At 70.8% G+C, this 14,272-nt stretch carries 12 protein-coding genes; 5 read left to right on the top strand and 7 right to left on the bottom strand.

Annotated features, from left to right (window positions below):
* Positions 1–94: 94 nt before the first annotated feature.
* Genes ACIBI5_RS22895 through ACIBI5_RS22875 form a run of 5 tightly spaced genes read right to left on the bottom strand, consistent with a single transcriptional unit; the run spans position 95 to position 5,434 of the window.
* Positions 95–1,162 (bottom strand): N-acetylglucosamine kinase, encoded by a 1,068-nt coding sequence (locus ACIBI5_RS22895; RefSeq protein WP_397249821.1) that lies wholly within the window; start codon positions 1,160–1,162, stop codon positions 95–97.
* Positions 1,048–1,935, bottom strand: coding sequence for a carbohydrate ABC transporter permease (locus tag ACIBI5_RS22890; RefSeq protein ID WP_397249819.1), 888 nt, complete (start codon positions 1,933–1,935; stop codon positions 1,048–1,050). The genes ACIBI5_RS22895 and ACIBI5_RS22890 overlap by 115 nt, the downstream gene beginning before the upstream one ends.
* Positions 1,932–2,876, bottom strand: coding sequence for a carbohydrate ABC transporter permease (locus tag ACIBI5_RS22885; RefSeq protein WP_397249817.1), 945 nt, complete (start codon positions 2,874–2,876; stop codon positions 1,932–1,934). The genes ACIBI5_RS22890 and ACIBI5_RS22885 overlap by 4 nt, the downstream gene beginning before the upstream one ends.
* 1 nt (position 2,877) lies before the next feature.
* Complete coding sequence (locus ACIBI5_RS22880) at positions 2,878–4,221, bottom strand: ABC transporter substrate-binding protein (RefSeq protein ID WP_397249815.1); 1,344 nt, start codon at positions 4,219–4,221, stop codon at positions 2,878–2,880.
* A gap of 13 nt (positions 4,222–4,234) precedes the next feature.
* Positions 4,235–5,434 (bottom strand): ROK family protein, encoded by a 1,200-nt coding sequence (locus ACIBI5_RS22875; RefSeq protein ID WP_379624492.1) that lies wholly within the window; start codon positions 5,432–5,434, stop codon positions 4,235–4,237.
* A 390-nt stretch (positions 5,435–5,824) separates the two neighbouring features.
* Between ACIBI5_RS22875 and ACIBI5_RS22870 the strand changes: the two genes are divergently transcribed.
* The 4 genes from ACIBI5_RS22870 to ACIBI5_RS22855 all read left to right on the top strand — a co-directional run bounded on the left by ACIBI5_RS22870 (position 5,825) and on the right by ACIBI5_RS22855 (position 11,492).
* Positions 5,825–7,969: a HelD family protein gene (locus ACIBI5_RS22870; RefSeq protein ID WP_397250316.1), complete on the top strand. Its 2,145-nt coding sequence runs from the start codon at positions 5,825–5,827 to the stop codon at positions 7,967–7,969.
* Positions 7,970–8,525: 556 nt separating this feature from the next.
* On the top strand, positions 8,526–10,157 hold the full coding sequence (gene lnt, locus ACIBI5_RS22865) for an apolipoprotein N-acyltransferase (RefSeq protein ID WP_397249813.1): 1,632 nt from the start codon (positions 8,526–8,528) through the stop codon (positions 10,155–10,157).
* 9 nt (positions 10,158–10,166) lie between these two features.
* A complete protein-coding gene (locus ACIBI5_RS22860; protein ID WP_397249811.1) occupies positions 10,167–10,907 on the top strand; it encodes a polyprenol monophosphomannose synthase in 741 nt (246 codons plus the stop codon).
* Positions 10,908–10,991: 84 nt separating this feature from the next.
* A complete protein-coding gene (locus tag ACIBI5_RS22855) occupies positions 10,992–11,492 on the top strand; it encodes an FxsA family protein (RefSeq protein WP_397249809.1) in 501 nt (166 codons plus the stop codon).
* Between the two features lie 68 nt (positions 11,493–11,560).
* Here ACIBI5_RS22855 and ACIBI5_RS22850 read toward each other — a convergent pair whose 3' ends face one another.
* Together ACIBI5_RS22850 and ACIBI5_RS22845 are read right to left on the bottom strand one after the other, a co-directional pair.
* Positions 11,561–11,905 (bottom strand): RNA polymerase-binding protein RbpA, encoded by a 345-nt coding sequence (locus ACIBI5_RS22850; protein ID WP_184968423.1) that lies wholly within the window; start codon positions 11,903–11,905, stop codon positions 11,561–11,563.
* A gap of 141 nt (positions 11,906–12,046) precedes the next feature.
* Positions 12,047–12,652 carry a hypothetical protein gene (locus tag ACIBI5_RS22845; RefSeq protein ID WP_397249807.1) on the bottom strand — a complete coding sequence of 202 codons (606 nt, stop codon included), beginning with the start codon at positions 12,650–12,652 and terminating at the stop codon, positions 12,047–12,049.
* Between the two features lie 147 nt (positions 12,653–12,799).
* On the opposite strand from ACIBI5_RS22845, the gene ACIBI5_RS22840 reads away from it, so the two are divergent.
* Positions 12,800–14,245, top strand: coding sequence for an OmpA family protein (locus ACIBI5_RS22840; protein ID WP_397249805.1), 1,446 nt, complete (start codon positions 12,800–12,802; stop codon positions 14,243–14,245).
* Positions 14,246–14,272: the final 27 nt, after the last annotated feature.

Below are 14,272 nucleotides of genomic sequence, written 5' to 3'. Positions count from 1 at the left end.
CATCACCCAGAGTCGCGAAACTCTTGCCGAGGTGATTAGTATCCGCAGCTCAGAACGCCTAAACAGGCTCCCCGCTTGGCGGCGGGGAAGCCGTTCAGGGCAGCCGGGGCGCGTACTGGGCGCGCAGGAGGGCCTTGGCCTCCTCGGTGGCGCCGAGCAGGTCCAGGCCGCTCAGCGCCGCCCCGGCGATCGGCGGCACGTCGGCGACGAGCAGCTTGGCCCGCGGCGCCCGCCCGGCGAACTCACCATCGAGCAGCGCCGTCATCAGCGGGTCCCGCGCGGTCAGCATGCCGCCGCCCAGGACCACCTCGGTGGGCGTCTCCAGCAGGTCGAGCCGCCGCAGGCACACCTCCGCCATCACCACCACCTCCTCGGCCAGCCGCCGGACCAGGGACGCGGCCACCGCGTCGCCGGAGCCGGCGGCGGTGAACAACCCGGGCGCCAGCTCCAGCACGCGGGCCGGATCGATCCGGCCGAAGTGCAGGTCGAGCACGAGTTCCTCGACGGACCCGACGGCGAACTGCCGCCTGACCAGCGTGCTCAGCGAGGTCGCGGGGCCGCGGCCGTCCTCGGCGCGTACGGCGTGCCAGAGCATCTCCTCCGCCACGTCCTGCCCGCCGCCCCAGTCGCCCGACATCTTCCCCAGGGCGGGGAAGCGGGCCACGCGGCCGGTGGGGGAGACGCCGACCGCGTTGATGCCGGCGCCGCAGACGACGGCCACTCCCCACGGTCCCGACGCCCCGGCCCGCAGGAGCGCGAACGTGTCGTTGCGGACCACGATCCGGCCGGAGAAGCCCTGGAGGGAGAACTCGGCCGCCAGGATCTCCTCCTCCGCGGGCAGGTCGGCGCCGGCCAGGAAGGCCGCGACCAGTGCGGGGGAGGTGGTGATGCCGGCCCGCCGTACCGTGTGGAGGACGGTGGCGACGGCGGCGGGGACGCCGTCGGTGTGCGGCGTGAACGGGCCGCCGCGAGCGGTGGCCAGGACCCGGCCGTCCGCGGCGACCAGAGCGACGTCGGTCTTGCTGTTGCCCCCGTCGATGGCCAGGATCAGCCCTTCACCCCCGTCAATGTCACCCCCTCGATGAACACCTTCTGCGCGAGGAAGAAGATGATGATGACCGGAGCCGTCACGAGCAGCGTGGCCGCCATGGTGAGGTTCCATTGCACGCTGTGGAAGGCCTTGAAGGTGGCCAGACCCAGCGATAGCGTCCACCCCTCCTGGTCGACTCCCGCATACAGGAGTGGGCCGTAGTAGTCGTTCCAGCAGTAGAAGAACTGGAAGAGCGCGACCGCCGCGATCGCCGGGCGAGCCATCGGCAGGATGACCTTGAACAGCGTCTTGACGTCCGAGCAGCCGTCCACGCGGGCGGCGTCGGTGTAGTCGCGGGGGATCGTGACGAGGAACTGGCGCATCAGGAAGATCGAGAAGGCGTCGCCCAGCAGCATCGGCAGGATCAGCGGCCACAGTGAGTCCGTCAGGTCGAAGCGGGCCCAGATGAGGTAGACCGGGACGGCCACCACCTGGGGCGGCAGCATCATCGTGGTGATGACCAGCAGGAACGCCAGCTTGCGCCCGCGGAAGCGGAAGCGGGCCAGCGCGTAGGCGACCGGGATCGACGACAGCAGCGTGAACGTCGTCGCCAGCGCCGCGTACATGAACGTGTTGAGCGTCCACTGCACCAGTTTCGACTTGGCGAACACGGCGGCGAAGTTCGACCAGTTCCACGTCTGCGGCCACAGATCACTCGTGAGCGCCTGCTCGTCGGTCATCAGCGCGGTCAGGAACACGAAGACCAGCGGCGCGATGAAGATGATGCAGAGCACGATGGTGATCGCGTGCTTGGCGATCCACACGAGCGTCCTGCGCCGGGCGCCGGCCGCCGGGCGTGCGCGTACGGCGCGCCGCCGGGCGGGTGCGGTCGCGGTGGCGCTCATGAGACCTCCTCCGCGTAACGGAACCTGCGCAGCAGGACCGTGGTGAACAACATCGCCGCCGCGAACAGCAGGAGCGCCATCACGCAGGCGTAGCCCATGGAGAAGTCGCGGAAGCCGGCGTGGAAGAGCCACTGCGGAAGGGTCAGCAGCGACTGGTCGGGATAGCCGGGCGTGAACACCGACCCGGCCGAGTCGGTGGAGCCCGACGCGACCCGGGAGGCGATCATCGCCTGGGTGAAGTACTGCAGGGCGTAGATGACCGCCGTGATCGTCGAGAACAGCAGCACCGGCGAGATCATCGGCAGGGTGACGCTGCGGAACTGCCGCCAGGCGTTCGCCCCGTCGATGGAGGCCGCCTCATAGAGGTGCTTGGGCACGTCGAGCAGCGCCGCCATGAAGATGACGATCATGTTGCCGCAGCTCCACATCGCCAGCAGCGTCAGGCTCGGCTTCGACCAGGCGGGGTTGCCGAACCAGTCGGGGCCGGTGATGCCGACGAGTGCCAGAATCTGGTTCCACGGGCCGGTCGAGGGGTTCATCAGGAAGACGAACGCCACCGTGCCGGCCACCATCGGCACCAGCGAGGGCAGGTAGACGATGGTGCGGATCAGCCCGAGGCCGGACTTCAGCCGGGTGATGAGCTGGGCCACGCCGAGCGCGAAGATCAGCTGCGCCGGGACCATGAACGCGACCAGCCACAGCGTGTTCTGGATCGAGGTCCAGACCCGGTCGTCCTTGAACAGGTAGCGCCAGTTGTCCAGGCCGATGAACTCCAGCGTGAACAGGTCATAGCGGTGGAAGGAGAAGTAGACGGTCGCCACGAGCGGGTAGACGAAGAAGATCGAGATCCCGACCAGCCAGGGCGACAGCCACACGAGGGCGCGCAGGCCCTCGCTGCGCCGCCACCGGGACGGCGGCGCAGCGTGAGCGCGGGAAGCCACATCAGCCTCCGGACAGCTTCATCTTGTCGTCGATCCGCTTGTCGACCTCTTTCAGCCCGGCGTCCAGGTCCTTGACCTGGCCCTTCTCCCAGGAGGCCATAAAGGTGGAGAAGGCGTCCTGGTTGAAGACGCTGTTGACGTTGGCGGGCAGCGTCGAGGTCTTCGGGTGGGCGAAGATGTCGAGAAAGGTCTTGAAGTTGTCGTCCTTGGCCAGGTTGGGCGACTCCATCGCTGCCTTGGTCGTGGGCACGTTGCGCAGCGCGTTCGAGAGCGTCACCAGCGAGTCGGTGTCGGTCGTCAGGTGCTTGATCAGCTCCCAGGCGTGCTGCGGGTTCTTGGCGCCCTTGGGGACGCCGATGACGGTTCCGGCCGTGAAGCCGCTGCCGTGCAGGTCGGGCTTGTCGTCGGCGACCGGCAGGGGGGCGGTGCCGTAGTCCAGGCTCTTGGCCTTGGGGTCATTGGCGATCATGGCGTTGCGCCACTCGCCGTCGAGGATCATGGCGACCTTGCCCTTGAAGAACGGGTGCTCGGCGCCCCACTCGTCGCCCAGGCCCTTGCGGAACTTCTCCAGCTTGTCGTAGCCGTACCAGTCGACCAGCTCCTTCTGCCAGGTCAGCAACTGCTTCCAGGCGGGGTCGGTGCCGATGGCCGAGGTGCCGTCGTCGTTGTACCACTTGGCGCCGACCATCGGGCCGAGGTGCGACGGGCTGTTCTCGTAGTACTGCGCGCTGGGGATGAAGCCGGCCACCTTGATGTCGCCGTTGGCGTCGCGGACCGTGAGCTTCTTGGTCAGCTCGGTCAGCTCCGACAGCGTCTTGGGCGGCTCGCTGCCCTTCATCAGGGCGCGGTTGTAGTACAGGCCGTAGGCGTCGGCCAGCAGCGGCATCGTGCACCGCTTGCCGTCGAACTCCGTGTAGGCGCGCGAGGCCTCGGGCAGCACCGACAGGTCGATGCCGTCCTGCTTGATGACCGCGGTGAGATCCTGGAACGCTCCCGACTTGCACCACTGGGCGACGTTGTCGGTGGTGAAGGACGCGGCCACGTCGGGCGCCTTGCCGCCGCGGATGGCCGCGGTGATCTGGTCGTCCTGGACGCCCTTCTTGGTCTTGACGGTGATCTGCGGGAACTTCTTGGTGAAGGCCGCGACCGAGTCCTCGAACGCCTTGGCCTCGGCATCGGTGGCGAAACCGTGCCAGAGTTCGAGTGTGGCCGCGGGCAGCGCCTGCGAGGCCGATCCTGAGGGCTTGGGCTGGGCGCCGAGTGACGGCGCCGCTTCCTTGCCCGCTGTGCAGGCGGTCAGGACCAGGGCTGTGAGCCCGGCGACCGCCAGGGGGACGAAGCGCACGGGGGGTGCCTCCTCATGGCGTGGAAACCGTACTGCTGAAGACCTCGTCACGGGCTGTGTCGAGGGCCAGGTCGAGCGCGCCGGCGAGGACGGGATTGCCTTCCATGGTCGACAAGCGCACCTGAGGTCGAAGGGTGGTGAGCGCGTGAAGCTCGTGTTCGACGAGCTCACGCAGGGTTTCGCCGCCGGTCAGCACGGTGCCGCCGGTCAGCACGATGAGCGCCGGGTCGATCACCGAGGTGATCGAGGCCAGCCCCACCGCGAGCCGGGCCGCGACATCGCGCAGCCCCGCCCTGGCGTCGTCGGCGCGCTGCCCGCTTCCCTGGGCGGCGCGCGTGGCGTTGGCGATGGCCTGGCGGAAGTCGGACCCGCGCACGCCGTAGGACTGGAGAAGTGTGTGTACGGCGGGGCCGCCGCTGAGCGCCTGGTAGCCGTGGTTGGCGTAGCGCCCGGCCTCCCGCGCGGTGGGGGCGCCGGGCGTGGGCATGTAGCCGACCTCGCCGGCGCCGCCGGTGGCGCCGCGGTGCATCCGCCCGCCGAGCACGATGGCCATGCCGATGCCCTCGTCGGCCCACAGGAGCACGAAGTCGCCGTGCCCGCGCGCCACGCCGTGGGCCTGCTCGGCCAGCGCCACGAGGTTGACGTTGTTCTCGACGTCGACCGGCGCGTCCAGGCCCTCGGCGAGGGTGGGCACCAGGTCGGGGATCAGCCAGCCCGGCACGTCCTTGGCGGTGGCGAAGCCGAGGCGGCCGGTGGTCGGGTCCATGGCGCCCTGGACGCCGATGACCACGCGGCGCAGCGGGCCGGGGGCGTTGGCGCCGTCGAGGGCGGCGCGCAGCCGTTCGACGAGGGTGCCCGAGGGGCGGCGCGTCGTGGGTAGCGTGTACTCGCCCACGACGGCGCCGGTGATGTCCGCGACCCGCGCCTGGACGCGATCGGGGGTGACGTCGAGCGCGCCGACGTAGGCGGCGGCGGGGTTGATCCGGTAAACCTCTGCTGTACGGCCCGGCAGTCCTTCCCTGATCCCGTCGAGGACCACCAGGCCGGCGTCCTGCAGACGGGACAGGAGCTGGGAGGCGGTGGGTTTGGACAGGCCGGTCAGGGTGCCGATCTCGGGGCGCGTCAGGGGCCCTCGCTCCAGGAGCGCCTGCAGGGCCGCGCGGTCGTTGATCGCGCGGAGCAGACTTGGAGTACCAGGAACCGGACCACTCACGACATCTCCCTCGCCACGTCCTCACCCTCGGGATCTGGGGCTCCCGGCTCCTGGGTTGAGGGTTAGGAAAGTTTCCTAACTTGGTGTGAACGTACGGAGTCCTGGCAGGATCGGTCAAGAGGTGAAACCAAGACGTGACCGTCTCAAGGAAAGGAAGATCCTGGGTGTCTCAACAGGCATGCTAAGGTCGTGATTTGTCGTAACAACTAGCAGAATGGCCCGGAGTGTCCCATTAACACCACAAACACTAGTGGTCCCACCACCGCCCGTCAAACCGAGCTGGCCAAGGAGCAGCAGTACGTCTCCCGCCTGTACACCCGGCTTGACGTGCTGCGCGAGCGCACCCAGAGCCAGCTGAAGGACGTCCTGGCCACCGGGGCCGTCGGCACCATGCAGAACCGCTCCGAACGCGACACCTTCGCCGACATGTACGCCAACCGCCTGGCCCGCCTGTGGGCGGTCGAGCGCGGACTGGTCTTCGGCCGGCTGGACCACACGGAGGAAGGCCGGCTCTACATCGGCAAGCTCGGCCTCACCGACGACGAGCAGGAGCGGCTGCTCATCGACTGGCGCGCGCCGGTCGCCCAGCCCTTCTACCGCGCCACGCCGGCCGCTCCCATGGGCGTCACCCGCCGCCGGCATCTGCAGACGCGCGGCCGTACCGTGGTGGGGGTCGACGACGACCTGCTGGACCTCGACGGGATCAGCGAGGCCGACCGCGCCACCCTGAACGGCGAGGCCGCCCTGCTGGCGGCGCTGGACGAGAAGCGCACCGGCCGCATGCGCGACATCGTGGCGACGATCCAGGCCGAGCAGGACCGCGTCATCCGCGCCGACCTCAACGGCGTGCTGGTCGTCCAGGGCGGCCCCGGCACGGGCAAGACGGTCGTGGCGCTGCACCGCGCCGCCTACCTGCTCTACACCCACCGCGAGCGCCTGGAACGGCGCGGCGTGCTCATCCTGGGCCCCAACCTGACCTTCCTGCGCTACATCGAGCAGGTGCTGCCCTCGCTCGGCGAGACCGACGTGCTGCTGTCCACGGTCGGCGAGCTCTACCCGGGCCTGAACGCCACCGCCCGCGACCGGCCGCAGGCGGCGGCGCTGAAGGGCGACATCAGGATGGCCGAGGTGATCGCGCGGGCCGTGCGCGACCGCCAGCGCGTCCAGCGCAAGCCCGTCCAGCTCCCGCTGGGCCGCTACACACTGACGATCGAGCCCGGCATGCTCGACGCCGCGCGCAACAAGGCGGTCCGCTCGCGCCGCCCGCACAACCAGGCGCGCACGGTGTTCGTGCGGTCCATCCTCAACGCCCTGGCCCGCCAGGCGGCCAAGAAGATGGGCAAGGGCCTGATCGACGACGAGGAACTGGCGGACCTGCGCGAGGAACTGCGCACCGAGCAGGTGGTGCGCACGGCGCTCAACCGCTTCTGGCCCTACCTGACGCCGCAGCGTCTCCTCCTCGGCCTGTACGGCTCGCCCGAGCGGCTCGACTACGCCGCCTCCGTCCTGACCCCCGCGGAACGCGCGCTGCTGCGCAGGGAGGGCGGGGACTGGACGGAGTCCGACGTCCCGCTGCTGGACGAGGCGGCCGAGCTTCTGGGCGAGATCGACGAGAAGGTGCTGCGCGCCAGCGCCGCCCAGGCCGAGGAGGACCTCGCCGCGGCCCGCCAGGCCGAGGAGCACGAGCGCGAGGCCGAGCTCGCCTACGCGCGCGAGGTCCTGGAGCTGACCGGTCTGTCCGACGTCATGGAGGCCGAGCGGCTGGCCGAGCGCCAGCGCGGCGGCGGCCCCTACCTGACCACGGCCGAGCGAGCCGCCGCCGACCGCACCTGGGCCTACGGCCACGTCATCGTGGACGAGGCGCAGGAACTGTCGCCGATGGCCTGGCGGGCGCTCATGCGCCGCATCCCCACGCGTTCGATGACGATCGTGGGCGACATCGCCCAGACCGGCTCGGCGGCCGGGGCGCGCGCCTGGGCCGACGTCCTCGACCCCTATGTGGCCGGGCGCTGGCGCCAGGAGAAGCTGACGGTGAACTACCGCACTCCCGTGGAGCTGATGGCGGTCGCCGCCGATGTGCTGGCCACGATCGACCCCGAGCTGCGGGCGCCGACCTCGGTGCGCGAGAGCGGGGCGACGCCCTGGTCGGCGCCGCTGACCGAGCTGCCCGACCTGGTCAAGGCCGAGGTGGGCGAGGGCGGCAAGGTCGTGGTCGTCGCCCCGGACGTCCTGGTCGGCACGCTCGGCGCGAGCGTCGCCGCGGCGGTGCCCGGCACGGCCGTGGGCGGCGGGGCGGCCGCGCTGGACGCGCCGGTGGCGGTGATGGGCGTGGCGGACGCGAAAGGGCTGGAGTTCGACTCCGTGATCGTGACGGAACCGCAACTGATCGTCGAGCAGTCGGCGCGCGGTTCGAGCGATCTTTACGTGGCCCTGACCCGCGCCACACAACGCCTCGGCGTCGCCCACGATCGCCCGCTGGGGCCCGCCTTGAGCCGCCTGCGGCCACGAGGAAATGGACCGACAAATGGGCTTTAGCGCGGCGGCTCCCCGGCTGGGTCATGGCGGGTCACCGCCCGGTCCCCCTGCCGCTCCCATGGACTACCTGCGAAAACTTGATGTTTCCGCTGATCGGGACACGGTTGACATCTGAGTTGGAGTCGGTAGTTTGCTGCGCAGTCCAGCACGGGACTTGGCCGGTTGGCCGTCTCTGACATCGTCGGATCCTGCGTCCGTGACGGAGCGTGACAAATTGTGCGCGACTCCGTCCACACAGCCAGGTGCAGGGCCGTCGGTCCGTCGAGTCGGGGCACCCCAACCGGGCGGGGGGTTGGACCCGGGACGGGCCCGGTAGCCCAGTAGACAACGGAATTCCGCGCTCGCCGCCGACGAGACGGGTCCGGTCCGAAGGGTTTCCGGGCCCTCTTCCCGCTCCCGTGCCAGTGGATCACCACAAGCGCCGGGTGATCTCGCGGCCGACGGCCCGCGAGGTCACCCTGCCAGGTGCGGCACTCCTGGCCAGGCGCGGAGCCGATCGCCCCGGCCAGGCGGTACCGTTTGCGCGACGGCTTGAAGCGATCGCGAGGAGACCGGCGTGGTGCAGGAGAAAGCGGCGGCCCCACCGCCCTCGCCCCTCCCCGGCCCCGCCGCGCCCGCCACGCCGTCGGTGACGTGGCCGAAGGAACCGCCCGCGCGCCTGCTCGCCCGCGTGGCCGCCGCCGTCGCCGGAGGGCTCGCGCTCTTCCTCGCCTTCCCGCCGCTCGACTGGTGGTGGAGCGCGCCGATCGGCCTGGCGCTCCTGGTCATCTCCGTGTACGGCTGCCGCCCCCGCCGCGCCGCCTGGCTCGGCTACCTGGCGGGCGTGGTCTTCCTGCTGCCGACCCTGTGGTGGGTCAGCCCGATCGGCGTCGACGCCTGGATCGCGCTGGTCGGCGTCGAGAGCCTCTTCTACGCCGCCTGGGCCTTCCTGACCCGGCTCACCCTGCGCCTGCCCTGGTGGCCGCTGTGGCCGGCGGCGCTGTGGGTGGGCATGGAGTGGTGCCGCTCGACCTTCCCGGTGGGCGGCTTCCCCTGGGCAAGGGTCGCCTTCAGCCAGGGCGAGTCGCCGTTCACCCCGTACGCCGCGCTCGGCGGCGTGCCGCTGGTGACCTTCGTCGTGGCGCTGTGCGGCTCGCTGATCGCCTACGCGGCCGTCCGGCACCTTCCGGCGCTGCGCCGGGCCACCGGCGCCCCAGAGCCGCGTGACAGGCGCCTGGCGGTGGCGCCGCTGGCGCTCGCGCTGGCCGTACCGCTGGCGGCGCTCGCGATCCCGCGGCCGGGCGACGAGGGCAGGTCGATCAACATCGGCATCGTCCAGGGCAACGTGCCCGGCAAGGGCATGTACGCCTTCGGCGAGGAACCCGCCATCGTCCTGCAGAACCACGCCAACGAGACCAAGCGCCTGGCCCAGGCCGCGCGCGAGGGCAAGGTACTCAAGCCGGACATCGTCATCCTCCCCGAGAACTCCACCGACATCGACCCCTACCGCAGCGAGTTCGCCCGCTCGGTCATCGACGACTCGGTCAAGGACGTCGGGGTGCCCACGCTGGTCGGCGCGGTCGTCTCGATCGGCGACGCGGAGCGCGCCACCCGCAGCCTCGTCTGGGACCCGGTCAAGGGACCCGGCGCCTACTACGACAAGCAGCAGCTCGTCCCGTTCGGCGAGTACACGCCGTTCAAGGAGGTCTTCCTGGCGCTGTTCGAGCGGGCCAGGCTCGTCGGGCGGCAGTCGGTGGCGGGCACCAGGCCGGGCGACCTCCGGATGGGCCCGGTCACCATCGGCGCCGTCAACTGCTACGAGGTGGCCTTCGACGCGACCGTCCGCGAGACCGTCAGGGCCGGTGGCACGCCGCTGGCCGTGCAGACGAACAACGCCACCTACGCGCTGTCCAATCTTCCCCCGCAACAACTTGCCATGTCCAAGCTGCGCGCGGTGGAGCACAATCGAGCCGTGGTGACCGCCGCGACCACAGGGATCTCCGCCTTCGTCACGCCGGAGGGTAAGGTCTCCTGGCAGACCCGCGAGGGGGTCGCCGACATGAACGTGGTCAAGGTGCCCGTAAGGACCCGGGCCACGCTCGCCACCACGGTGGGCGCGGCGCCCGAATGGGCATTGATGGTGATGGGTGTGGGGGCCGTAGGCGCCGCCGCGTGGCGCGGCAGGCGCCGAGACGATCGGATGGGGTAACGACTGACCATGGAGACGCTTGGCCGGGTGCTCATCGTCGTACCCACGTACAACGAGCGTGACAACCTGCCGCTGATCGCCGAACGGATCCGGGCCGCCGTGCCCGACGCGCACCTCATGATCGTCGACGACAACAGCCCCGACGGCACCGGCGACCTCGCCGACGAACTGGCCGCCAAGGACGACCACGTCCGCGTCCTGCACCGGCCGGGCAAGCAGGGGCTCGGCGCCGCCTACATCGCCGCGTTCCGCTTGGGCATGAGCGAGGGCTACGACGTGCTCGTCGAGATGGACGCCGACGGCTCCCACCAGCCCGAGGAGCTGCCCAAGTTGCTGGAGGCGCTGGCCGAGGGCGCGGACCTGGCGATCGGCTCGCGCTGGGTGCCCGGCGGCAAGGTCGTCAACTGGCCGGCGCACCGCGAGTTCCTGTCCCGGGGCGCCAACGTCTACGTGCGCCTCATCCTGGGCCTGCCGATCCGCGACGCCACGGCGGGCTTTCGCGCCTACCGCGCCGCCACGCTGGAGAAGATCGGCGTGTCGGGCGTGGAGTCGCAGGGCTACTGCTTCCAGGTCGACCTCACCCTGCGCACCGTCCGCAGCGGGCTGCGCGCCCGCGAGGTGCCGATCACGTTCGTGGAGCGGGTCAACGGGGTCAGCAAGATGAGCGGCAAGGTCATCACCGAGGCGCTGTGGCGGGTGAGCCTCTGGGGCGTCACCGGGCTGCCCTCACGCCTGCGCCGCCGCCGCTGACGCCGTCCTCGCGCGGAACGTCCGGGGCGGCCCGGACGTTGTACCGTCAGTAAACGGCGTCCGCCTGCCCGAATGAGGAAATCGATGGTCCGGCTCCTGCTTTTCCTGGCCTTCCTGGTCGTGCCCGTGCTGGAGATCTGGGTGCTCATCCAGGTCGGCTCCGTGATCGGCGGCTGGACCACGGTGGCGCTGCTGATCGCCGACAGCCTGTTCGGCGCGTGGATCGTGCGCCGCGAGGGGCGCCGGGCCTGGCGCAGCATCAACGAGTCGCTGCAGTCGGGGCGCATGCCGGACAAAGAGCTGGCCGACGGCGGGCTCATCCTCGTGGGCGGGGCCCTGCTGCTGACGCCGGGATTCCTGACCGACATCGCGGGGTTCCTGTGCGTGCTGCCGTTCACGCGGCCGATGATGCGCCGCCTCGGGTCGTGGTTCTTCGCCCGCCGGGTCAAGGCGATGGCGGCGGCCTCGCCGTACGCGAACCTGGGTGTGCCCTTCCAGCGCGCGGACCAGAGCTCCCCGGCCGACCCGTCGGGCGGCAAGGTCGTGCACGGCGAGGTCATCAGGGAGGAGCGCGACGGCGGCTGAGCGGCCGTCGCGGACAAGCCAAAGCCCCCGGACCCGTCAGGGCCCGGGGGCTTCACCGTGAGAATGTGTCAGGCGCTCTTGCGACGCTGGGCGCGTAGGACGGCCAGCCTCTCGTTGAGCACCTCTTCCAGGTCCTCGATGGACCTCCGCTCCAGGAGCATGTCCCAGTGCGTCCTCGGTGGCTTCGCCTTCTTCGACTCCGGCTGCTCGCCGTCCACGCGCACCGCGGTCACGCCGCACATGCGGCACTCCCAGGTGGCGGGGATCTCGGCTTCAGCGGCAAGCGGAACCTCGAAGCGATGGCCCTTCGGACAGGTGTAGGACACCTCCTGGCGCGGGGCCAGATCCGTGTTACGGTCGTTCTCGTAGCTGGTTGCCCCGAGCCGGGTGCCACGAAGTGCGCGCTCGCCCATGTCTAAATGCCTCCTACAGGGCCCCCACTAAGATGGGGGGTCTGTCTCCCACGGTGTCTAACGCTTGGTACCGTGATGGGATTCCCACCCGGAGCGTGATCCAACCGCTCAGGCCGCCAGGAGTGGGAGGAAGTTCTTGTTTCACGCGGTTCGCGAGCGCCACATTTCCACGGCCAGCCACAGCGCGCCCAGCGTGATGAGCACTCCGTGGGCGATGCGCAGGGCGTAGACCGGCGCGAAGAACTGCGGGATGAACAGGGCGAACCCGGCCGCCAGCGGCACCGCGCTCCACTTGTTCAGCACGCCCGTGCGCCAGACGGCCACCGCGGCCATGACCGCGCCGACGCCGAGCAGCAGCAGGCCACCTGCGAACATCGTGACCTCGACCGTCCCATAACGGAACTCCTGCGCCAGTTCCATCAGCGCGGGCGCGCCGTCGCGCAGGGAGCGCTTGGCGATGACGTTGAGCCCGAAGTCCTCCGCGCCGTAGTAGGGCAGGGTCAGCCCGGCGCCGATCCAGGTCACGACCGCGGCGCGCAGCGAGAGCCGGTCGCCGAGGACCTGGTGGAGCCCGAGTACGGCGAGGCCGAGCAGGATGAACCCGAGCATGGCCGCGAGGTGCCCGATGACCCAGTTCGCCGAGGCCATGGCCGCCGCGTCGTCCCCCGAGGGCCGCAGAACGGGATAAAGCAGAAACATCAGGCCGGTGGCCGCGAAGGCGGCGGAGGTGAGACGAGGGGCGGGCATCGGGTTCTCCTTGAAGTGCATTGCTCTGTTGTGAGAGCAATGCTCTCGAATGAGAGCGCATGTGTCAAGAGCGCTGCTCTCCGCGAGGCGGTTCGCGTGAGACGCCGGTGAGACGTCCGTGGAACGCGCCCCCGGCACGCTATCGCCATGACCCCTCACACCCGGCGCCTGGCCTGCGGCTTGGCCCTCGTCATCGGACTGTCCGCCTGTGGCGTGCTCCCCCCTCCCGCCGCCGGGCGAGACGAGCCCTCCGCCCCCGCGGGGGAACCCTCCGCCCTCGCGGGGGAGGAGCCCCGCTCCACGGAGGACGAGCCACGGCCGAGCGCGAACAAGCCCCGGCCGCGGCGGCCCGATCCCGGCATCGTCGCCCCCGCCGTCTCCACCGCGCTGCCCGTCGAGGGCAGGAACCTGCGCCTGGCCAGGTCCGGGGACAAGGAGCTGGCGCTGCGGTTCGACCTGTTCAACGGCACGGACAGAGAGCTGTCGCTCGGCGCGCTCGGCCTGGACGCCCGCGAACGGCTCGTGGCCCTCGTCGACCCGGTCACGGGCACCGCCTACGGCCTGGCGGGCAACTCCGGCCAAGGGCGCATCAGCGAGGACGTGGACGTGGAGCCCGGTGGGAGCACGCCGGTGACGGCCGTGTTCACCGCGCCGCCCGGGGAGACCTCCGAACTGCTCGTGGCGCTCAACGGCCTGCGGCCCGTGATGGTGCCGATCGGCCCCGCCGGGCCCGAGGACGGCGCGGTGCCGCCCGGGCAGGGCGACGCGCAGGTGGGCGCGCTGGTCTGCAAGGTCGGCAAGGGCGGCAAGGAGGCGTTCACGCTGCCCAGCGACGTGCTGTTCGAGTTCGGCAGCGCCAAACTGTCACCGGCGGCCAGGTCGGCGATCACCGGTCTGGGCGAGCGGGTCGGCGCCTCCTCCGGCACCGTCACCGTCGACGGCCACACCGACGGGGTGGGCGGCGACGCCGACAACCAGACGCTGTCCGAGGCCCGGGCGCAGGCGGTCCGCCAGGCGCTGGGGCCCTCGCTCGGCGACACCTTCGACTACCGGGCCAAGGGCCACGGCGAGAGCGACCCCGTCGCCCCGAACGCCAAGCCGGACGGCAGCGACGACCCCCGGGGACGGGCCAGGAACCGGCGCGTCGAGGTCGAGGTCGACGGCCGGCGCGAGCCCGAGGCGCCCGTCTCCGGCGGCGAACTGGCCGACGCCGGACTGCGGGCCGAGGTCGACAGCGTGCGCCGGCTGTCGGGCTATCTGCTGGCCTCGGTGAAGGTGACCAACCCGGGCTCCGAGCCCGCGCCGCTGTCGTACGAGAACCACTTCACGCCCAAGGAGCTGACCACGGGACAGCTGTCGGTCAGCGGCCCCGGCAGCCGCCACGAGCTGTGCGGGTTCGCCGAGCCCACCTACTTCGACTTCGTCGGCACGCTCAGCTCCGGCTTCATGCCGGGCAAGCTCGACGTGCTGCCCGCCGGCGCCGAGGTGACGCTGTGGGGGCTGCTGCCCGCGCCCCCCGAGAACGTCGCGTCGGTGAAGGTCCAGCTCGGCGGGTACGGCGAGCCCCTGGACGCCCAGATCACCGAAGGCTGAGGCCCTTGGACGCCCAAGCTGTGGCCT

This window comes from Nonomuraea sp. NPDC050540, assembly GCF_044457485.1.
GTDB lineage: Bacteria > Actinomycetota > Actinomycetes > Streptosporangiales > Streptosporangiaceae > Nonomuraea.
The sequence above is the reverse complement of the archived record's forward strand: the minus strand, read 5'-3'. Positions and strand labels throughout refer to the sequence as shown.